The organism is Lentzea jiangxiensis, from assembly GCF_900104175.1.
In the GTDB taxonomy this organism is placed as follows: Bacteria; Actinomycetota; Actinomycetes; order Mycobacteriales; family Pseudonocardiaceae; genus Lentzea; species Lentzea jiangxiensis.
Window position 1 is genome coordinate 18148 of record NZ_FNIX01000011.1, and the last position, 20007, is coordinate 38154.

A 20007-nucleotide genomic window follows, 5' to 3' on the forward strand; every position below is an offset into this window, starting at 1 on the left:
TTGACAGTGTCCTGTCAAATATGACAGCGTACTGTCATGACAACGCGGACGGTGTACCTCGGCCTCTACGACCAGCTCGCGGACTGGGAGTACGGCCACGTGGCCGCGCAGGTGAGCTCGCAGCAGTTCCAGCAGCGGCCGGGCCGCTACGAGATCAGGACGGTCGGGCTGACGACCGATCCCGTCCGCACGATCGGCGGCGTGCGGATGCTGCCGGACGTCGCCCTGCAGGACGTCTCGGTGGACGACGCGGCGATGCTCGTGCTGCCCGGCGGCGAGGGCTGGGAGACCGGCGATCTGGCGGCGTTCGGGAAGCTCGCACGGCGGTTCCGCGAGGCGGGCAAGCCGGTCGCGGCGATCTGCGGCGCGACGGCCGGGCTCGCGGCGGAGGGCCTGCTGGACGACGTGGCGCACACGTCGAACTTCCTCGAAGGGCTCGGGTCCTACGGCGGAGCGGCGCTCTACCGCGACGAACGCGTCGTGCGGGACCAGGGCGTGATCACGGCGGGCGGTGCGAGCCCGCTGGAGTTCGCGCGGGAGGTGCTGGCGGAGCTGGAGGTGTTCTCGCCGGCCACGGTGCAGGCCTGGTACGAGCTCCACCGCGACGACACGGCCGAGGCGTTCGGGAAGCTGGTGGCGAGTGTCCAGGACTGAAGCGGGTGACGTGCTCACCGACGTCGTGATGAGGACCTTCCGCCTCTACGGCGCGTTCCTCGACGCGGCCGAGGTGATGACGAAGCCGGTCGGGCTGACGGCGGCGTGGTGGCAGGTGCTCGGCGCCGTGCTGCGCGAGCCGTTGTCGGTGTCGGGGGTGGCGCGCGAGATGGGTCTCGCCCGCCAGTCCGTGCAGCGGATCGCGGACCTGTTGGTGGACAAGGGTCTGGCGGAGTACCTGCCGAACCCGGCGCACGCCCGCGCGAAGCTGGTCCGGCCCACCGCCGAGGGTTTCGCGGCGGTCGCCCGGCTGCGGGAGGCGCAGCACGAGTGGGCGAACCGCGTCAGTGCGCAGGTCCCGCTGGAAGACCTGCGCACGACGCTCGACACCATGACCAAGCTGGTCGCGGCTACTTCCTGATGCCCGGCAGGGGGTGGGGCACCGGTGCTAGCCGATCGTGGTCGTGGTCAGCACGGGGCTCGGGTCCGGGTAGCCCTTCGCGGCCGCGTCGATCGGGAACCCGAAGACGGTGACCACCGCGGTGAAGGTGAGGCCGGGGGCGTCGTAGCTCGTGCCGCCCAGTTTCGTGGTGATCGCCCCGGAGGCACCCGCCGCCAGGGTGATCGTGACGGTCGGCAGCTCGAAGTTCGCGCCGCCCCTGATCGGCCCGGGAACGCTCAGCACGACGTCGGTGCCCCGCAAGGCGACCGTCGGCGTGCCGCCCAGTCCCGAGCCGCCCGAGAGCGACGCCGAGGTGAACGTCGAGTTGGCGGGCACCGGCAGCCGGAGCGCGAGGCCCTTGATCTCGCGCACCTGCCGCCCACCGGCCTCGGACGGGATCGTGTTGGGCGCGGGGTCGATGGTGACCACCACGGCGGAGCCGGGCGCGGCGGTCGCGGGCGCCGACGCGTCGACGCCCTGGTCGAGCGTGAAGTCGGACGACTGCCCGGCGGCGCTCGCCCGGAGTTTGTAGGTGACCGTCTGCGGTGCGGCTGACGCGTTCGTGGTGAACAGCAGGGCCGGTACCAGTGCGGCTGCGGCGATTGCGGCTAGCTTCATGACCTCTCCCCGATGAGTGGACGAGGGGACATTTCCAGCACGCGGCGTGATCACCTGCCTACTCATGAGTAGGTTTCACGTCAACGGTTCACGGCTCACATCGCCCGAACGGCGCTGTGCGTGCGATCTTGTGGCGGCGGCCGGAAGTGACGCCGGCGCGATCTGAGGTGGCAGCGGCCGGGTGCAAATGTGCTATGCTCGTTCCCATAGCCTCTGCCACTAGGTGGAGGAAGTGAGCCCAGGTGCGCTTCCGGACGGTTGCTGCCTGGGCTTCGCGCTTTTCAGGGGACGATTCGAGTCACGACAGGGCTGATCCGCCGTACCCAGTCGCCGCCGGCTCCCAGGCACCAGGCGACAGCGTCGCTCACCCACAGTGCCGGCTCGGCAGAGGACTGGATGTGCTCGTAGACGATGCCCGCGTCACGTGCCTTCGTACGGGCGAGCACCACGCGATCTCGTGCGTTGCCCGCGTGATCGCGTGAGTCGAGGACAAGCCTTGTCACACCCAGGTCGATCGCATCGTCCACCAACCGCTCCAGCAGAACGGCTCGGGCGGAGTCGCCCTTCTCGCAACTCGACACCACGAGCACGTCGAAGGCCCGCTCAACGAGGCGGGACACGATGAACTTGCGGCGGCTGTCCTTCTCCGATTTGAAGTGCACTCGCCGCTCGCCGGGCAGGAGCAGGCCTCGCATCAGAGACCGGGTCGAGTGAAGTGCGGCGGGAGCGACGAGCGTCGCGGCGAGCAAATGACCGCCGCGTTCGGTCTCGTCCACGAACATGTGCATCCGAACAGGATCTCAGGCTGCACTGACAAATCCCGTCCGGGTGCTTGCACTGCGATCAAGCAAATGGTTGTCGCACAAGCTAAGCAGCGATCGTCTGCCGTGCCACTGCCTGGTCGTACCGGTCCAGCACCAGCTGCGCGACCTCGACGTCATCTCCCAACGGCCGAGCCACCACGGCATCCCCGGCCAGCGAGGCGGCCTTGTCCGGCAGCAGCCCGGGAGCGAGGAACCACGACGCCACGGCGATCCGCCGCGCACCACGAGCCCGCAACCGCTCCACAGCTTCCGGAACGGTCGGCGAGGCGATCGACGCGAACGCCGCCTCCACCCCGGCCCACCCGGACTCGCGAGCCCACCGGCGAGCCACCCGGGCCACGGCCTCGTTCGCCGGCGCGTGCGACGACCCGGCACCGGCGAGCACGACCCCGAGCGACCGGTCGCCGAAGTCGACACCCGCCTCCGAGAGCCGCCGCAACGCCGCCGACTCCAGCCGCGGGTCCGGGCCGAGCACGTCGGTGACGACGGCCGGGACGCGCGACTCGGCGACGGCGGCCGGCACGTCGACGCGGGCGTGGTAAGCCTTGCCCAGCAACAGGGGCACGACCACGGACGGGCCGCGCAGCACGTCGTGCAACCGCGGTGCGCACAGGTCGAGGAAGCAGCCGCGGACGTCGAGCTCCGGCCGCAACGACCGCACCACGTCCAGCAAGGAGTGGATCGACGCGGCCGAACGCGGGTCGCGGCTGCCGTGCGCGACGGCGACCAGGGGGATCACAACGCGCCCGTCAGGCCACGCGCCCGCAGCACGGCGCGCTCCAGCGGGCGGAACAGCAGCAGCTCGATCCCGATGCCCACCAGCAGGATCAGGAAGATCGCCGCGATGACCATGTTGATGTCGTTGAGCGACGACCCGTTGTGCAGGTACTGGCCGAGGCCGGTGCCGAGCTGCGGCGAGGTCGCGATGATCTCCGCGGCCATCAGCGACCGCCACGAGAACGCCCAGCCCTGCTTCAGGCCGGCGAGGTAGCCGGGCAGGGCGGCGGGCAGCAGGATGTGCCGCGCCGACGCCAGCCGTCCGGCGCCGAGGGCCCGGCCGACGCGGGGGAGCAGCGGCGGGATCTGGTCGATGCCCGCCACCAGGCCGTTCGCGATCGACGGCACGGAGCCCATCAGCACGACGAAGTAGATCGTCGACGGGGTGACGCCGAACCACAGGATCGCCGCCGGGACCCAGGCCACGGAGGGCAGTGACTGCAGGCCGGTCAGCAACGACCCGATCGCCGCGCGCACCACCCGCACCTTGGCGATCAGCAGGCCCAGCGGCGTGGCGATCAGCACCGCCGCGAGGAACCCGAGCACCGCGCGGTGCAGCGAGGTCCACAGGATGCCGAACGCCTCACCGGTGGAGATCGAGCGGACGAGCTCGTCCCACACGTCGACCGGGGCGGGCAGCTGGAACTCGGGCAGCAGAGCCGAAGCCCACAACGCCTGCCACACGCCGAGGAGCAGGGCGAAGGCGATGAGCGGTGGCACGCCCGTCTTGAGGAAACGGCGCCAGACCGGCGGCTTGTGCGCCTCGACGGGCGCGTCGAGCGCGTCGAGGCCGGCGCCGACCTTGTCGAGCGTGTCAGGAGGCGTGGCCACTGATGACCTCTCGCAGATGGGTGTTGATCTCGGCGAGGACCTCGTCCGAGGAGTCCCGGACGTCCCACTCGCGCACGACGCGGCCGGGACGCGAGGACAGCAGGACCACGCGCTGGCCGAGACGAACGGCCTCGCGCACGTCGTGCGTCACGAAGATGATCGCGGTGTTCGTGGTCTCCCACACGCGCAGCAGTTCGCTCTGCAGCACGTCCCGCGTGATGGCGTCGAGCGCGGCGAACGGCTCGTCCATCAGCAGCAGGGCGGGGGAGCCGTCCGCGGACACGGTGGCGGAGGCCAGCGCGCGGGCCAGTGCCACGCGCTGACGCATACCGCCGGAGAGCTCGTGCGGCCGCTTGTCCGCGGCGTCGCCGAGCCGCACGAGCTCCAGCAGTTCCAGCGCGCGGCGCTTGCGGGCCAGCCGGCCCACGCCGGCGAAGCGCAGCGCCAGCTCGACGTTGCGCTGGGCGGTGAGCCACGGCATGAGCGCGGGCTCCTGGAACATCACGGCCGGGCGCGAGGTGTTGACCTGCAGCTCGCCCGCCGTCGCGCCGTCGAGGCCCGCGACGATGTTCAGCAGCGTGCTCTTGCCGCAGCCCGACGCGCCGAGGAGGCACACGAACTCCCCCGGCTTGACCTTGAGGTCGACGCCGTCGAGCGCCACCACGGCCGAGCTGCCGTGGCCGAACACCTTGCGGATCCCGGCCAGTTCAACGGCAGCATCCACAGTGGACGAAACAGTGGTCTCGAGCGTGGCGGTCATGTCCGTGTCCCCTCGGCAGAGTTACTTCTTGTCCAGACCGGCTGCTTGCACCTGCGGCTTGCCCTGTGCCTGGAGAACCTTGTTCAGCAACGTGAAGTCGGCGTACCCGGCGACGTCAGCGGCCTCCTTGGCCACGCCCGCCGTCACGGCGTCCTTCGCGAGCTGCGGGAAGTGCTTGGCCTGCGCGTCGGTGGTCAGCTCGATGTTGTCCCAGGCGGCGTCGAGGATCTTGTCGCCGAGCTTCTTGGACGTGAGCTTCTCCAGCGCGGCGTTGACCGTCTTCTTCGCCTCGCCGGGGTTCGCCCTGGCCCGGTCGATGGCCGCGACGTGGGCCTTGAGCACGGCCTCGACCGTCTCCGGGTGCTCCTGGAGGAACTTCGTCCGCACGATGATCACCGTGGTCGGGAAGCTCCCGCCCTCCCAGAGGGTCTTCTCGTCCAGCAGCACCTTGCCGCCCGCCTCGGCGACGATGCGCGCCGACCAGGGCTGCGGCGACCACGTGGCGGCGATGTCGCCCTTCTTGAACAGGTCGAGCGACGCGGCGTTCTCCACGTTGGTGACGGTGACCTGACCGGTGAGGCCCTTCTCCGCCAGGTACTTCTTCAACGCCACGTCCTGGGTGTTGCCGAGCTGCGGCGTCGCGATGGTCTTGCCCTTGAGGTCCTCGACCGAGTTGATCTCGGGCTTGGTCACCAGCTGCGCGCCCCCGGACGTGGCGCCGGCGATCAGGCGCACGGCCTCGCCCTTGGACTTCGAGTACGCGTTGATGGCGGGCCCGGAACCGATGTAGCCGATGTCGAGGGACTCGCCGAGCAGCGCGTTGACCTCGTCGGGGCCGGCGTTGAACGTCTGGGTGGTGAGCTTGGTGCTGCCGAGCTCGGACTTGAACAGGTCCTTCTCGACGCCGATCAGCGCGGCGGCGTGCGTGACGTTCGGGAAGTAGCCGATGCGGACCTCGGCCGCGGCGCCCTTCGACTGGGCGGTGGGCGTCTCGCTGGTTCCGGCGCGGCTGCAACCGGACAGTGCGGTCAATGCGATCAGTGCGGCGGCGATGGCGGGCTTGAGGTTCACGGGGCGGTGGCCTTTCAGGGACCGGGGGAGACGAGGGCGTGGTTGTCCGGGGTGGCGTTCTCGCCACCCCCGCTACAGCTCTCCACGCCGTTCTCCAGCAACGGCAGCGGAGCCCCGACCAGCCCGGCCGCGAGCGTGGATCCATCGCTCGCGTCGATCACCAGGAAGGACCCGGTGCGCCGGCTGAAGCTGTAGTCGTCCAGCGGAACGGGCTCTGCCAGGCGCAGAGCCACTCGGCCGATCTCGTTGAGCTCCAACGAGCCGGGGCTGTCCACGCTGGACAGCGCCTGCTCGTCGAAGCGGTCGCGCAGGTCGGTGACCATCGCCTGCACGGTGCGCGTGCCGTGCTTGACGAGGACCCGGGCGCCGGGTCGCAGGGGCTTCTCCGCGAGCCAGCAGAGGGTGGCGTCCAGCTCGTCGGTGACGTTGGGCTCGTTGCCCGCCACCGCGATCAGGTCGCCGCGGGAGATGTCGATGTCGTCCGCCAGCAGCAGCGTCACGGACTGGCCGGCCGCCGCCTCCGCCAGTTCGCCGTCCGCCGTGTCGATCTTCGTGATCGTCGAGCGGCGGCCGGAGGGCAGCACGACGACCTCGTCGCCCGGCTTGACCGTGCCGGCCGCGATCAGACCGGCGTAGCCCCGGTAGTCGAGGTGCTCGGCGGTGCGCGGGCGGATCACGTACTGCACCGGGAAGCGGAACGGCGCGTCGTGCGGGTCGGGCTCGACCGGCACGGTCTCCAGGTGCTCCAGCAGCGTGGGGCCGGAGTACCACGGCGTGTTCGCGGACTTGTCCACGACGTTGTCGCCCGCCAGCGCCGACACGGGGATCTCGACGACCGAGTCCTCGGTGTAGCCCAGGGCCGTGGCGTGCGCCGTGAACTCCTTGGCGATGCGGGAGAACGTCACCTCGTCGTAGTCCACGAGGTCGATCTTGTTGACCGCCAGGACGAGCCGCGGCACGCCCAGCAGCGCGAGAACCGCCGCGTGCCGCCGGGTCTGCTCGATGACGCCCTTGCGCGCGTCGACCAGCAGGACCGCCAGCTGCGCGGTGGAGGCACCGGTCACCGTGTTGCGGGTGTACTGCACGTGGCCCGGGGTGTCCGCCAGCACGAACGACCGCTTGGGCGTCGCGAAGTAGCGGTACGCCACGTCGATCGTGATGCCCTGCTCGCGCTCCGAACGCAGGCCGTCGACCAGCAACGACAGGTCGGGGGTCGCGAGACCGCGATCGGCGCTCGCGCGGTGCACGGCGTCGAGCGTGTCGGCGAGCACGGACTTGGTGTCGTAGAGCAGCCTGCCCACGAGCGTGGACTTGCCGTCGTCCACGCTGCCCGCGGTGGCCAGCCTCAACAGGTCGCTCATTTAGAAGTACCCCTCCCGCTTGCGGTCTTCCATGGCGGCCTCGGACAACCGGTCGTCGGCCCGCGTGGCGCCGCGCTCGGTCAGCCGTGACGCGGAGACCTCGGCGATCACCGCGTGGATGTCGGCGGCGTCGGACTCGACGGCGCCCGTGCAGGAGCCGTCGCCGACCGTGCGGTAGCGAACCGTCTTGCGCACCAGCGTCTCGCCCTCGCGCGCCGTGCCCCACGGGCCCTCGGCGAGCCACATGCCGTCGCGCAGGAACACCTCGCGCTCGTGCGAGTAGTAGATGTCCGGCAGCTCGATGCCCTCGCGCTCGATGTAGTTCCACACGTCGAGCTCGGTCCAGTTGGACAGCGGGAACACGCGGACGTGCTCACCGGCGCGGTGCCGGCCGTTGTAGAGGTTCCACAGCTCGGGGCGCTGGCGCTTCGGGTCCCACTGGCCGAACGCCGTGCGCAGGCTGAAGATCCGTTCCTTGGCGCGGGCGCGTTCCTCGTCCCGGCGTCCGCCGCCGAAGACCGCGTCGAACCTGTGCTGCGTGATCGAGTCCAGCAGCGGGACGGTCTGCAACGGGTTGCGCGTGCCGTCCGGGCGCTCCTCGAGGCGGCCGTCGTCGATCCAGTCCTGGACCTTCGCGACCTCCAGGCGCAGACCGTGCTGCGCGACGACGCGGTCGCGGAACTCGATGACCTCGTCGAAGTTGTGGCCGGTGTCGACGTGCAGCAGCGGGAACGGCACCGGCGCCGGGTAGAACGCCTTGATCGCGAGGTGCAGCAGCAGGGTCGAGTCCTTGCCGCCGGAGAAGAGGATCACCGGCCGGTCGAACTCGCCCGCGACCTCGCGGAAGATGTGAATGGCCTCGGATTCGAGACGGCCCAACGTGTCCAGCGCGAGTGTCATCCGTGCAACCCACATTCCGTCTTCGACTGACCGGCCCACCGGCCGCTGCGCGCGTCCTGCCCCGGCAACGGCTTGGCGGTGCACGGCAGGCAGCCGATGGAGGGGTATCCCTCCTGCACCAACAGGTTCTCGAGGATCCCCTTTTCGCGGATGTAGGAGTTGAACTCCTCGTCGCTCCACGGCGCGATCGGGTTGATCTTCACCAGCCCGTTGCGCTCGTCCCACTGCACGATGGGCGTGTTCGCCCTGGTCGGGGCGTCGACGCGGCGCACACCGGTGACCCACGCGTCGTACTTCGCGAGCTCGCGGCGCAGCGGCACGACCTTCCGCAGGTTGCAGCACTTCGCCGGGTCCGACTGGTGCAGCAGGCCGAACTCGCGTTCCTGGTCCTCCACCGACTGCTCGGCGGCGGCGTTGACGATGCGCACCTCCGGGTAGACGACAGCGACGGCGTCGCGCACGCCGATCGTCTCCGGGAAGTGGTAGCCCGTCTCCAGGAACAGCACGTCGAAGTCCGGCTTCACCTTCGCGGCGAGGTCGATCAGGACGGCGTCCTGCATGTTCGACGCGACGATGTAGCTGTCGCCGAACGTGCGGGCCGTCCACTCCAGGGCCTCGATCGCCGAGGCGCCGGCCAGCTCCTCCTGCGCGGCGTCGGCGACGATCTTGAGGTCTTCCTTGAGATCGCTCACTTCTTCACCTCCTGCGGCAGGTTGAGCCCGACGAACGAGACCTTGAAGACGCGGCGGCACCCGGTGCACAGCCACGCGTAGCTGGGTTCCTCCTGCGGCCGGAGGTCCTCGTCACCGCAGTAGGGGCAGTAGAACGGCGTCGCGCGGTCACTCATCGCAGCCTCCGCTGAGGAACGCACGTCGGCTGGCGCTCATCGCAGCGAACCCTCTTCCGCGCGGGCGACCCACTGGGCGAAACGCTCGTCGGTCTCCCGCTGGGCGACGAAGTTCCGCACCACGCGCTCGACGTACTCGGGCAGCTCGGCCGCGGTGACCTTGTGGCCGCGCAGCTTGCGCCCGAACCCGGCGTCGAGGCCGAGGCCACCGCCGAGGTGCACCTGGAAGCCCTCGACCTGGTTGCCCGCGTCGTCGGTGACGATCTGGCCCTTCAGCCCGATGTCCGCGGTCTGGATGCGGGCGCAGGAGTTGGGGCAGCCGTTGATGTGCACGGTGATCGGCGCCGTGACGCCGTCGACGACGTCCTTGAGGTTGGCCTCGAGCTGCGTCACGAGGTCGAGGGCGCGGGCCTTGGTCTCGACGATCGCGAGCTTGCAGAACTCGATGCCGGTGCAGGCCATGATGCCCCGGCGCCACGGCGACGGGTCGACCTGCAGGCCGAGCTTCGCGAGGTCGCTCTTGAGCGCCGGGATCTCGGCCTCGGGCACGTCCAGCACGATGATCTTCTGCTGCGGCGTGAAGCGGACGCGGTTCGAGCCCGCCCGTTCGGCGTACTTCGCGACCTCGACCAGGATCGAGCCGGACACGCGGCCCGCGACGGGCGCGGCGCCGACGTAGAACAGGCCGTCCTTCTGCTTGTGCACGCCGATGTGGTCGAGCTGCTGGTCCAGCACCTCGGGCGCCGGGCCGTCGATCATCTTGCGCTGCAGGTACTCGTCCTCGACGACCTGCCGGAACTTCTCCGGGCCCCAGTCGGCGACGAGGAACTTGATGCGCGCGCGGTGGCGCAGGCGGCGGTAGCCGTAGTCGCGGAAGACGGAGATGACCGCCTCCCACACGTCCGGGACCTCGTCGAGCGGCACCCACGCGCCCAACCGCTTGCCCAGCATGGGGTTCGTGGACAGGCCGCCACCGACCCAGAGGTCGAAGCCGGGCCCGTGCTCGGGGTGGTGCACGCCGACGAACGCGATGTCGTGGATCTCGTGCGCGACGTCCTGCAGCCCGGAGATGGCGGTCTTGAACTTGCGCGGCAGGTTGGAGAAGCGCGGGTCGCCGATGTAGCGCTCGAGGATCGTGTCGATCGCCGGCTGGCCGTTGACCACCTCGTCCTGCGAGATGCCCGCGACCGGCGAGCCGAGGATGACGCGCGGGCTGTCGCCGCACGCCTCCATCGTCGTGAGGCCGACGGCTTCGAGCTTCTGCCAGATCGTGGGGACGTCCTCGACGCGGATCCAGTGGTACTGGATGTTCTGCCGGTCGGTGATGTCCGCGGTGTCGCGCGCATAGGTCTGCGAGATCTCGCCCAGGACCGTCAGCTGCTCCGTGGTGAGCGCGCCGCCGTCGCTGCGGACGCGCATCATGAAGAACTCGTCGTCCAGCTCCTCCGGCTCCAACGTGGCCGTGCGGCCGCCGTCGATGCCGGGCTTGCGCTGCGTGTACAGGCCGTACCAGCGGAACCGCCCGCGCAGGTCCGCCGGGTCGATCGAGTCGAAACCACCGTGGGCGTAGATGTTCTCGATGCGGGCGCGGACGTTGAGCGGGTTGTCGTCCTTCTTGCTCCGCTCGTTGGGGTTCAACGGCTCTCGGTAACCGAGTGCCCACTGCCCCTCGCCGCGACGCTGCTTGGCGCGCGGTGACGTCTGCGGCGTGGCCATCGCCATCCTCCGGGGTTTCGAGGCGCTCGGTGCGCGTGAAGAAGCCCGGAGGTGCTCGTGGCGGGGGCGTCGTCAGCGCGCCGGGCGCTGACGGGAACAAATCAGCGCGCGGTCATGCCGAACGACGGCACATCGCGCTGGAGACACGACGGAAGTCGACGTGGCGGCGGGCCACGAGGCGGACTCCAGTCGAATGCATGACCTCAGTGTGCATGCCGTCCAGAGCGTGGTCCACCGCCAACCGAATGCTGGGATTGACGAGGGGGAGTTGACATCCTAGGCTGGTTTCACTCCGTGATATCTCTGTCACCGACAGACACTTCCCCTGGTCGAACACCGCCATTGGGGGCGTGTAGGGGACACTGGGAGTCATGCCCTCCGCTTTGCCCGATGGCGAGCCCGCGCCCGCCGACGGTTCGCTCCCCCCTTCAGCCGTCGCCGGTGTCGGCTCACGCCCCTTCGGCATCTACGTGCACGTGCCGTTCTGCGCGACCCGTTGCGGCTACTGCGACTTCAACACCTACACGCCCGGCGAACTCGGCACCTCCGCGTCCCCCGAGTCGTGGCTGGAGGGCCTGCGCCGCGAACTGGACTTGGCCGCGTCCGTCCTCGGCACCCCCATCCAGGCCGAGACGGTGTTCGTCGGCGGCGGCACCCCGTCGTTGCTGGGCGCCTCCGGTCTGGGCGACGTCCTCGACGCCGTGCGCCAGTCGTTCGGCCTCGCGCCCGGCGCCGAGGTGACGACGGAGTCGAACCCGGAGTCGACCTCACCTTCGTTCTTCGAGGGCATCCTCGCCTCCGGCTACACCCGTGTGTCCCTGGGAATGCAGTCCGCCGCACGGCACGTGTTGCAGGTGCTGGACCGCAAACACACGCCCGGCCGTCCGGTCGATGCCGCACGCGAGGCACGCGCGGCCGGCTTCGAGCACGTGAACCTCGACCTCATCTACGGCACGCCGGGGGAGCAGCCCTCGGACCTGGCCGCCTCCCTGGACGCCGTGCTGGCCGCGGGCGTCGACCACGTGTCCGCCTACGCGTTGATCGTGGAGGACGGCACCGGCCTGGCCCGCCGCATCCGCCGCGGCGACCTGCCGATGCCGGACGACGACGTGCTCGCCTCGTCGTACGAGATGGTCGACTCGGTGCTCTCGGGCGCCGGCTTCTCCTGGTACGAGGTCTCCAACTGGGCCACGTCCGATGCCGCCCGGTGCCGGCACAACGTCCTGTACTGGAAGGGCGCCGACTGGTGGGGCTTCGGCCCCGGCGCCCACAGCCACGTCGGCGGCGTGCGCTTCTGGAACGTCAAGCACCCGGCCCGCTACTCGTCCCTGCTCGCTTCGGGCGCGTCCCCGGCCGCCGGGCGCGAGGTGCTGTCCGCCGAGGACCAGCGCGTGGAACGGGTGCTGCTGGAACTGCGCCTCGCCTCCGGCCTGCCGATGGACGTGCTGGACGAGGCGGGCCGTGAGGAGGCGAAGCAGGCGATCGCCGACGGCCTGCTCGAGCCGCACGACGACCGCTGCGTGCTGACGGACCGGGGCCGCCTGCTGGCCGACGCCGTCGTGCGCCGCCTGCTGCCCTGACTCGCCGGTTCAGCGGGCGCGCAGGTCGTGCTGGCTGAACACCTCGACGACGACCTGCCCGCGCTTGCGGTAGGTCGCGGTGCCCCACCACAACCCGTCCGCCCGCCGGGCCTCCTCCCAGACGACGGTGCCCTCCCACCACTCGTCCTCGCTGTGGACCAGGCACGCCCTCCCCGGTGCCGGACCGTCCTCATCAGGTGGCCGGAGCCACACCACGTTGCCCACGTTTGGACCCTAGCGAGCACCACCGACAAAAACCGTCGAGCGAGCCTGCTCGTAAAACCACTCCAAGGTCTCCTGCACCACGGCACGTGCGGCGGGGTCCAGGAGGACCTTCAGCGGAAAGCTCGGTCGCAGCTCTATCTTCGCGGCGGCGATGTTCACGCCGGGAGCCCCGTTCAGCCGCTGCCGGAGCTCTTCGCGCATCGTGACCTCGTCGAACGGCGGGCGGACACGGAGGTGCTGAAACACCACCTCGACCCTGCCGCTCGGGTAGATCGCGAAAGGCCAGATGTTGCCGCCTTCCTCGCCCTTCTCCCTGGCGATCAGAAAGCACGAGGTCTCGCTCCGGCCCGTACCGAACTCAGGGCGTCCACCGAGCTCCCGCCAAGCCTCGACAACGCTGAAGACCGCCGCCGTGACTTCTTCGTCGTGCTTGTCGCGCACTTGGTCGAAGAAGTGCGGGAGCGCTTCTTGGCCCAGGTCGGTGGCCGACGGCTCGTCCGTCGTCTCCACATCCAGGCCTGCGAGCTCGGCGAGTTCCTCGAACGAGATGTGCTGGGCGTCGGAAGCACGTCCGTCTTCGTCGAACTCCACACCTTCGGAACGCAACACGTCGAGGGGATCGTCGTTCTTGTCCGGTTCCAGCCATCGGAAACCAGGCGACACCAGGCCACCCGCCAGTAGAACGCGGTGCGCATTCGGTGCCGTGGCGGTGGAAAGCCGGGCGCCGACAGCCACCGGGTGGCTGCCGATGATTGCCGCTATATCGCCGTAGGTGGTCCACGAACCGGCTGGCAACGCAGCGAGCACGGTGTTCATCAAGCTCCACGCCGCGCTGGTGCTCGGTTTCGCACCTGCCAACGGACCGGGCCACGCGGCGATCACGCGCTCAGCCAGTGCGTCGGCCCGAGCAAGGATCTGAGGTCGGCCCCATGCAGGCTGTTCGGCGATTTGTCGGTTCATCACCAGGCCGCTTTCGGCGAGCTGGTCCTTCTTGACGTCGAACGAGCTGTTGCTCAGCTCCGAGTTGTACCCGGTCAACGTCAGGTTGCCGAGCGTGTGCACCAGTGCGTTGTGCACCTGCTCGTACGTTTCGCCAGGGTCCAAGTCCTTGTTGACGGCCTGTTCCCACTCGTCGGTGAAACTCTGCGGCATGACGTGCTCGATCGTCAGCGAATCCAGGTCGACGGGTTCCTTGCTGCCGTGATCTGCCTCGAGCCAGCGCAGGATCAATGCGCGCTGGTGCGGTCGGCCGTTCAAGTAATACGGCACCGTTCGAGTGGCAGCGCGCACCTCCTCGTCGTTCGCGTAGAACTTCCGTCCGGTCGACAGATAGGCGTGCACCGCTTGGTCCACGGGCTGGGTGCGATCCATCTCGGTCACGATCGAGAGCAGGATTCGGTTGATGTTGGCCGTCGCACGGCCGATGAGCAGACGCCTGACGAAGAAGCTTTCTACGTAGAGCATCGCCGATGCGATCTGCCCCGATGTGGCCGTTCCCTGCTGCCTGCGGTCCAGCAAGTGCAGCAGCAACGGGTACACCGTGGTGGTTCCCCATGCCTTCAGTCGCTGCAGCCTGGTGCGCACTGCCTCGTGCGGCTCGATCTCCGGGCTCAGGATGACGCGGAGGAGATTGCCCAGTCCGCACAGCCTGGCCACTTCCGCCTCGATCTCCGCTTCGTCGGTCAGCCGATCTAGTCGAGCCTGCTGACTCGCGTAGGTATCGGCCTGTTTGATCCGCGCGTCGCGTTGAACCAGGTCGAGCCAGAAGAGCAGCTCGAGTTCCTTGGACTTGTCGAGCTTTGCTTCGAGCGGCAGCCATAGCCCCCGGTAGACCTGCTCGCCCAGAACCGGCAACCGCATGAACAGGTAGTTGCGCAGCAGATCGGCTTGGCTGAGCGCCGCACCGGTGTTGTTCAGCGACTCGAAGATGCGGTGGGCGTTGTCGCCGGGGTGGGTGGTGATGGACACCAGGGCCAGTCCGCTGATGACGGCGTTCTCGAGCCGCTCGATGTCGAACTGGTCGACGGGATCGTCGAGTTCCACGAGCTTGGCGGCGAAGAAACGGTAGGCGGCACCGATCTGATCACTGCCCCCCGCGTGCGGCGTCGAATCGACGCAGGCCTGATAGGCGTCGCGGTTCGTCTGCGTTGGCACGACCTTGAGCCGCTGCGACTCCGGCTTGTACGGGTTGGTCAGGTAGAGGTCGTTCATGCGGCCGCGGTGGATCGGGTCTTCGTGCTTGGCTCGGTGATCGCGGATGGCGCAGAGCAGCAAGGTGAGTGTGGTGAGCCGCTGCTGCCCGTCGACGACCAGGTACTGCGGCACACCGGTTGGACCGTTGCCAGGGCTCGGTGCGAGAACGACGGACCCGATGAAGTGGGTGGCCGATTCGTGAGTGATGCGATCCTCTGCCAGCTGGACGACGTCGTCCCAGAGTTGGGAGAGCTGCTTCTTCTCCCATGAGTACGTTCGCTGGTACAGGGGGACTCGGTACTGCTTCGAGCCCTCCAGCAGATCCTGAAGCGTCGTTTCGTTCGCGGTGACCACCCGCGCACGTTAGGCGCGGAGGGCTGCCTGCGGGTTCTTTCGGTCCCTTATCACTCGAACGGCCCCAGGAGCCCGCTCAGAGGTTCGGAGCGGGCACCGGTCACGAATCCGGCTGGGTAAACTCGGAAGCAGTGGACACGGAGGTGAACAGCGGTGAACGCCGATGAGCGTCGGTTCGAGGTGCTGCGCGCCATAGTCGCCGACTACGTGTCCAACCAGGAGCCCGTCGGGTCGAAGGCCCTGGTCGAGCGGCACAACCTGGGCGTGTCGAGCGCGACGGTGCGCAACGACATGGCGGCGCTGGAGGACGAGGGCTACATCGCCCAGCCGCACACCAGCGCCGGGCGCGTGCCCACGGACAAGGGGTACCGGCTCTTCGTCGACAAGCTGAGCGAGGTCAAGCCGCTCTCGCAGGCGGAGAAGCGGGCGATCCGCAGCTTCCTGGACGGGGCGCTCGACCTCGACGACGTGATGCGCCGCAGCGTGCGGTTGCTCGCGCAGCTCACCCGGCAGGTGGCGGTGATCCAGGTGCCGACGCTGTCCCGCGCGGCCGTGCGCCACCTGGAGGTGCTGCCGATCACGCCGTCGCGGCTGATGCTGGTGCTGATCACCGACACCGGCCGCGTCGACCAGCGGATCGTCGAGCTGGGCGACGTGATCAGCGAGGAGCACACGGCGCAGTTGCGCGGTGTGCTGAACCAGGCGATGGCGGGGCAGCGGCTGGCCGAGGCCAGTGCCAAGGTCGCCGAACTGCCCGACGAGGTGCCGACGACCCTGCGCGACCCGATGCTGCGGGTGGCCACCGTGCTGATCGAGACACTGGTGGAGCACCCCGAGGAACGGCTCGTGCTCGGCGGCACCGCGAACCTCACGCGCAACATCACGGATTTCCCCGGCTCTCTGCGGCAGGTGCTGGAGGCGCTCGAGGAACAGGTCGTCGTGCTCAAACTGCTCGCCGCGAGCCGCGACCCCGGTCGTGTGCTCGTGCGCATCGGCGAGGAGAACGAGGCAGCCGAGATGCGCAGCACCTCCGTGGTGTCCATCGGCTACGGCAGCCGCGACAACCCCCTCGGTGGCCTTGGCGTCGTCGGACCGACGCGCATGGACTACCCCGGGACCATGGCGGCCGTGCGCGCGGTCGCCAACTACGTCGGTGAGATCCTGACCGGTCGTTGACCAGGACTTTGATCTGAAAGATGAACACGAAAGCGAACAAGGTGGCCAGGGATTACTACGGCATCCTCGGTGTTTCGCAGAACGCGACACAGGATGAGATCAAGCGCGCCTATCGCAAGCTCGCGAGGCAGCTGCACCCGGACGTCAATCCCAGCGAGGAGGCCCGCTTCAAGGAGGTGACGGCCGCCTACGAGGTGTTGTCGAACCCCGAGAAGCGCCGCGTCGTCGACCTGGGTGGCGACCCCCTCGACTCGGGCGGTGGTGGCCGCGCCGGCGGTGACCCGTTCTCCGGCTTCGGTCTCGGCGACATCATGGACGCGTTCTTCGGCGCGACGTCCGGTGGTGGCCGCGGGCCGCGCAGCCGCGTGCAGCCCGGCTCCGACGCGCTCATCCGGCTCGACATGACGCTGGAGGAGTGCGCGGCGGGTGCCACGCGCGAGCTGACGGTCGACACGGCGATCCTCTGCGACCGCTGCCACGGCGCGGGCACGCAGAACGACTCCAAGCCCGTCCAGTGCGACACCTGCCACGGCCGCGGCGAGGTCCAGTCGGTGCAGCGGTCGTTCCTCGGCCAGGTCGTGACGTCGCGCCCGTGCCCGGTCTGCCGCGGCTTCGGCGAGGTCATCCCCGACCCGTGCCAGCAGTGCGCCGGTGACGGCCGCACGCGGTCACGCCGCACGATCTCCGTGAACATCCCCGCCGGTGTCGCCGAGGGCATGCGCGTGCGCCTGGCGGGCCAGGGCGAGGTCGGCCCCGGTGGTGGCCCGGCCGGTGACCTCTACGTCGAGGTCGAGGAGCACCCGCACGAGATCTTCGAACGCGACGGCGCCGACCTGCACTGCGTCGTGCAGATCCCGATGACGACGGCCGCCCTGGGTGCCACGTTGCCGTTGAAGACGCTCGACGGCGAGGAAGAGCTGCAGATCGAGCCCGGCACGCAGCCGAACACGCAGCTCGTGCTCACGGGCCGCGGCATGCCGAAGCTGCGCTCCACCGGCCGCGTCGACGGTCGGGGCGACCTGCACGTGCACCTCGAGGTCGTCGTCCCGACGAAGCTCGACGCGGCGCAGGCCTCGCTGCTGCGCGACCTGGCCGAGCTGCGCGGCGAGAACGAACCCTCGCTGTCGCACAACGGCAAGGGCGGCGGCGGGCTGTTCTCCCGCCTGCGGGCCTCGCGCGGCAACCGGTGACCCTGCCGGTCTTCCTCGTCGAGGCGCTGCCGTCCGGCGAGGACTTCGTGCTGGACGGCCCGGAAGGCCGGCACGCTGCGACCGTCAAGCGGCTGCGCGTCGGTGAGGAGCTCGTGCTGTCCGACGGCTCCGGCACGCAGGTGCGGTGCTCGGTGACGGCGGTGGACCGCGCCGAGCTGTCGTTGCGCGTGCTCGAGCGCTGGGTCGAGCCCGAACCGTCGCCGCGCGTCGTGCTCGCGCAGGCGCTGGTGAAGGGCGACCGGGGTGAGCTCGCCGTCGAACTGGCCACCGAGGCCGGTGTGGACGGTGTGGTGCCGTGGCGCGCTTCCCGGTGCATCACGAAGTGGGAAGACGGCCCGCGCGGCGCGAAAGCGTTGGGGCGCTGGCGGTCCACGGTCCGCGAAGCGGCGAAGCAGGCCCGGCGCGCGCGGGTGCCGTCGGTCGACGAACCCGTGAGCACGACACAGCTCTCCCATCGCGTGTCGTCCTCGGCGTTGACGCTCGTGTTGCACGAGAGCGCCACCGAGCGGCTCGCCGACGTCGAACTGCCCGCCTCCGGAGACGTGCTGCTCGTCGTCGGTCCCGAGGGCGGGATCACGCAGGAGGAGCTCGACACCTTGCGGTCCTCGGGTGCGCGGATCGTCCGATTGGGCCCAACCGTTCTGCGTGCATCCACCGCCGCCGCGGTTGCTCTCGGTGCGCTCGGGGTACTCACGTCCCGGTGGTGACCCCGTTCACTCCGAAGATGAACATCGGATGGATTGGCTTGACGGAAGATGTAGCGAATCCCAGGCGGGTGGGGTTACCCTGGATCGCAGAGGGGCTGATTGGTCTATCCGGAAACGGAGTAGACGATTAGGCCTTCTGGCAAAGGACTCGCCGGACACCTCCCCCCTCGGTCCGGCGTCGGCGCCTCGCGGCGAAGCGACCCCCAGGCTTCGGACCGCGAGGCGCCCCTTTTGTTTTCCGGGCTCGAAGACTTCGCGTGGCGCGCAGGCTGATGTGACGAGTCACTGCGCGGTAGCTCTCAGTGCAGGTCACGGGCCTGAGGCGGCATCTCGGCGCATGTTGCAGTCTTTGAGTTTCAGGCTCACGGATCGCGCCGCAGGCTCCACACACGCGTGCGGGCACGCTTTCGCAGGGGTACCCCCTGATTGGGAACCCCTGCGTTTCAACGTACTCACGAGGTCTGACAAGTCCGGCGCGTTCTTCCCGTACTTTCTGCGTGTGCAGAGAATTGCTTACGGTGACCACCCCAGCCAGTTCGGTGAACTTTCCCTTCCGACCGGCGCTGCCCAGGGTGCCGTTGTCGTCATTCACGGTGGTTTTTGGCACCAGCGCTACGGCCTCGAACTCGGCCGGCCGCTCGCCGAGGCGCTCGTCGCCGACGGGTTCGCCGTCTGGAACGTCGAGTACCGCCGGGTGAGCGGCGGCGGGGGATGGCCGCAGACCGGGCAGGACGTCCTCGCCGCCATCGACGCCGTCGACCTCGGACCCGTCGTGACGCTCGGCCACAGCGCGGGCGGGCACCTCGCCGTGTGGGCGGCCAAGAACAGCGCGCGCGTGGCCGGGGCGGTCGCCCAGGCGGCGGTGCTGGACTTCACCCGCCACATCACGCCGCGGGCGCTCGAGCTGTGCACCGAGGAGCAGTTCGCCGAGGCCTCGCCCACCGCGCTGATCCCCATCGGCAAGCCGGTCGTCTGCGTGCACGGCGACCGCGACGAGGACGTGCCCGTCGAGCAGTCCGTCGCGTTCTGCGCCGCCGAGCCGCAGGCCGAACTCGTGGTCGTCGCAGGAGCCGGGCACATGGACGTGATCACGCCGGGGACCGAGGCCTGGGAGCGGTGCCGGACGGCTGTCCGCGGCCTCGCCCGCGACTGCTAGAAAAAGCCGGTGCCCAAGGTTGTCGACCACGAGCAACGCCGCCGCGAACTCGCCGAGGCGGTGTGGCGCATCGTGCGGCGCGACGGCATCGACCACGCCTCGGTGCGCGCCGTGGCAACGGAGTCCGGGTGGTCGAGCGGGTCCCTGCGGCACTACTTCCCGACGCAGAACGCGCTGCTGGGGTTCGCGATGGAACTCGCGTACCGGCGGTTCCTCGCACGGCTGGAGCGCATCGGCACCACCGCCGGCCACCGCGAGGTGGTGCGGGCCATCGCCCACGAGATGCTGGCGGTCGACGACGAACGCCAGGCGGAGGCCGCGGTGCTGCTGTCGTTCCTCCCGCGGGCGATGGTCGAACCGACGTTGCACGAGTTGGAGCGCCGCGGCACACGCGAGCTGTACGACGGGATCGCACGGGTGCTCACGGCGGCGCAGGAAGCCGGTGAGCTGCGGGACGGCGTCGTGCCGGTGAAGGCCGCCCGGCGCCTCGTCGTGCTGGTCGACGGCCTCAACATCCACCACCGGCTCGGGCCCGACGAGCTCACCGCCGAGGACATGGCCGAGGCCGTCGACGAGCAGCTCGACCGCATCTTCGCCTAGCGTC

21 protein-coding genes are annotated in these 20007 nt (G+C 69.5%); 8 read left to right on the plus strand and 13 right to left on the minus strand.

What is annotated here, in order from left to right; genetic code table 11:
* Positions 1-36 precede the first annotated feature (36 nt).
* The gene (locus tag BLQ91_RS25185) at positions 37-654 is read left to right on the plus strand and encodes a type 1 glutamine amidotransferase family protein (RefSeq protein WP_090100429.1); all 618 of its coding nucleotides are present in this window, start codon (positions 37-39) and stop codon (positions 652-654) included.
* Positions 641-1075 carry a MarR family winged helix-turn-helix transcriptional regulator gene (locus BLQ91_RS25190; protein WP_245733798.1) on the plus strand — a complete coding sequence of 145 codons (435 nt, stop codon included), beginning with the start codon at positions 641-643 and terminating at the stop codon, positions 1073-1075. The genes BLQ91_RS25185 and BLQ91_RS25190 overlap by 14 nt, the downstream gene beginning before the upstream one ends.
* Positions 1076-1102: 27 nt before the next feature.
* On the opposite strand, the gene BLQ91_RS25195 is transcribed toward BLQ91_RS25190, so the two are convergent.
* The 11 genes from BLQ91_RS25195 to BLQ91_RS25245 form a co-directional block, all read right to left on the minus strand.
* Positions 1103-1714 carry a hypothetical protein gene (locus BLQ91_RS25195; protein WP_090100431.1) on the minus strand — a complete coding sequence of 204 codons (612 nt, stop codon included), beginning with the start codon at positions 1712-1714 and terminating at the stop codon, positions 1103-1105.
* Between the two features lie 281 nt (positions 1715-1995).
* The gene (locus BLQ91_RS25200) at positions 1996-2496 is read right to left on the minus strand and encodes a hypothetical protein (RefSeq protein WP_143022799.1); all 501 of its coding nucleotides are present in this window, start codon (positions 2494-2496) and stop codon (positions 1996-1998) included.
* A gap of 85 nt (positions 2497-2581) precedes the next feature.
* Positions 2582-3277: a sirohydrochlorin chelatase gene (locus BLQ91_RS25205; protein WP_090100435.1), complete on the minus strand. Its 696-nt coding sequence runs from the start codon at positions 3275-3277 to the stop codon at positions 2582-2584.
* Positions 3274-4146, minus strand: coding sequence for an ABC transporter permease (locus BLQ91_RS25210; RefSeq protein ID WP_090100437.1), 873 nt, complete (start codon positions 4144-4146; stop codon positions 3274-3276). The genes BLQ91_RS25205 and BLQ91_RS25210 overlap by 4 nt, the downstream gene beginning before the upstream one ends.
* Positions 4130-4906 (minus strand): ABC transporter ATP-binding protein, encoded by a 777-nt coding sequence (locus tag BLQ91_RS25215; protein WP_090100439.1) that lies wholly within the window; start codon positions 4904-4906, stop codon positions 4130-4132. The genes BLQ91_RS25210 and BLQ91_RS25215 overlap by 17 nt, the downstream gene beginning before the upstream one ends.
* A gap of 21 nt (positions 4907-4927) precedes the next feature.
* On the minus strand, positions 4928-5977 hold the full coding sequence (locus tag BLQ91_RS25220; protein WP_090100441.1) for an ABC transporter substrate-binding protein: 1050 nt from the start codon (positions 5975-5977) through the stop codon (positions 4928-4930).
* Positions 5978-5991: 14 nt separating this feature from the next.
* A complete protein-coding gene (locus BLQ91_RS25225) occupies positions 5992-7338 on the minus strand; it encodes a sulfate adenylyltransferase subunit 1 (RefSeq protein WP_090100443.1) in 1347 nt (448 codons plus the stop codon).
* Positions 7339-8238, minus strand: a complete 900-nt coding sequence (gene cysD, locus BLQ91_RS25230; protein WP_176959951.1) for a sulfate adenylyltransferase subunit CysD — start codon at positions 8236-8238, stop codon at positions 7339-7341. It lies immediately after the preceding gene.
* On the minus strand, positions 8235-8930 hold the full coding sequence (locus BLQ91_RS25235; RefSeq protein WP_090100448.1) for a phosphoadenylyl-sulfate reductase: 696 nt from the start codon (positions 8928-8930) through the stop codon (positions 8235-8237). The genes cysD and BLQ91_RS25235 overlap by 4 nt, the downstream gene beginning before the upstream one ends.
* Positions 8927-9085, minus strand: a complete 159-nt coding sequence (locus tag BLQ91_RS25240; RefSeq protein ID WP_090100450.1) for an Insertion element protein — start codon at positions 9083-9085, stop codon at positions 8927-8929. Before BLQ91_RS25240 ends, BLQ91_RS25235 begins: the two co-directional genes overlap by 4 nt.
* Positions 9086-9121: 36 nt before the next feature.
* The gene (locus tag BLQ91_RS25245; protein ID WP_090100810.1) at positions 9122-10801 is read right to left on the minus strand and encodes a nitrite/sulfite reductase; all 1680 of its coding nucleotides are present in this window, start codon (positions 10799-10801) and stop codon (positions 9122-9124) included.
* 371 nt (positions 10802-11172) lie between these two features.
* On the opposite strand from BLQ91_RS25245, the gene hemW reads away from it, so the two are divergent.
* Positions 11173-12381 carry a radical SAM family heme chaperone HemW gene (hemW, locus tag BLQ91_RS25250; protein WP_090100452.1) on the plus strand — a complete coding sequence of 403 codons (1209 nt, stop codon included), beginning with the start codon at positions 11173-11175 and terminating at the stop codon, positions 12379-12381.
* A gap of 9 nt (positions 12382-12390) precedes the next feature.
* Here the strand turns inward: hemW and BLQ91_RS25255 are convergent, their stop codons facing one another.
* Together BLQ91_RS25255 and BLQ91_RS25260 are read right to left on the minus strand one after the other, a co-directional pair.
* Entirely contained in the window at positions 12391-12606 is a 216-nt protein-coding gene (locus BLQ91_RS25255) for a hypothetical protein (protein ID WP_090100454.1), read from the minus strand.
* 9 nt (positions 12607-12615) lie between these two features.
* Positions 12616-15153: a GmrSD restriction endonuclease domain-containing protein gene (locus BLQ91_RS25260; protein ID WP_090100456.1), complete on the minus strand. Its 2538-nt coding sequence runs from the start codon at positions 15151-15153 to the stop codon at positions 12616-12618.
* A 153-nt stretch (positions 15154-15306) separates the two neighbouring features.
* Here BLQ91_RS25260 and hrcA point away from each other — a divergent pair, with 153 nt between their 5' ends.
* From hrcA to BLQ91_RS25285, 5 genes are all read left to right on the plus strand, one after another.
* Positions 15307-16329 carry a heat-inducible transcriptional repressor HrcA gene (gene hrcA, locus BLQ91_RS25265; protein WP_090100457.1) on the plus strand — a complete coding sequence of 341 codons (1023 nt, stop codon included), beginning with the start codon at positions 15307-15309 and terminating at the stop codon, positions 16327-16329.
* A 41-nt stretch (positions 16330-16370) separates the two neighbouring features.
* Positions 16371-17519, plus strand: a complete 1149-nt coding sequence (gene dnaJ / locus BLQ91_RS25270; protein ID WP_090100811.1) for a molecular chaperone DnaJ — start codon at positions 16371-16373, stop codon at positions 17517-17519.
* Positions 17516-18247 (plus strand): 16S rRNA (uracil(1498)-N(3))-methyltransferase, encoded by a 732-nt coding sequence (locus tag BLQ91_RS25275; RefSeq protein ID WP_090100459.1) that lies wholly within the window; start codon positions 17516-17518, stop codon positions 18245-18247. Before dnaJ ends, BLQ91_RS25275 begins: the two co-directional genes overlap by 4 nt.
* A gap of 499 nt (positions 18248-18746) precedes the next feature.
* Positions 18747-19403 (plus strand): alpha/beta hydrolase family protein, encoded by a 657-nt coding sequence (locus BLQ91_RS25280; protein WP_245733799.1) that lies wholly within the window; start codon positions 18747-18749, stop codon positions 19401-19403.
* A gap of 9 nt (positions 19404-19412) precedes the next feature.
* On the plus strand, positions 19413-20003 hold the full coding sequence (locus BLQ91_RS25285; protein WP_090100463.1) for a TetR/AcrR family transcriptional regulator: 591 nt from the start codon (positions 19413-19415) through the stop codon (positions 20001-20003).
* Positions 20004-20007: the final 4 nt, after the last annotated feature.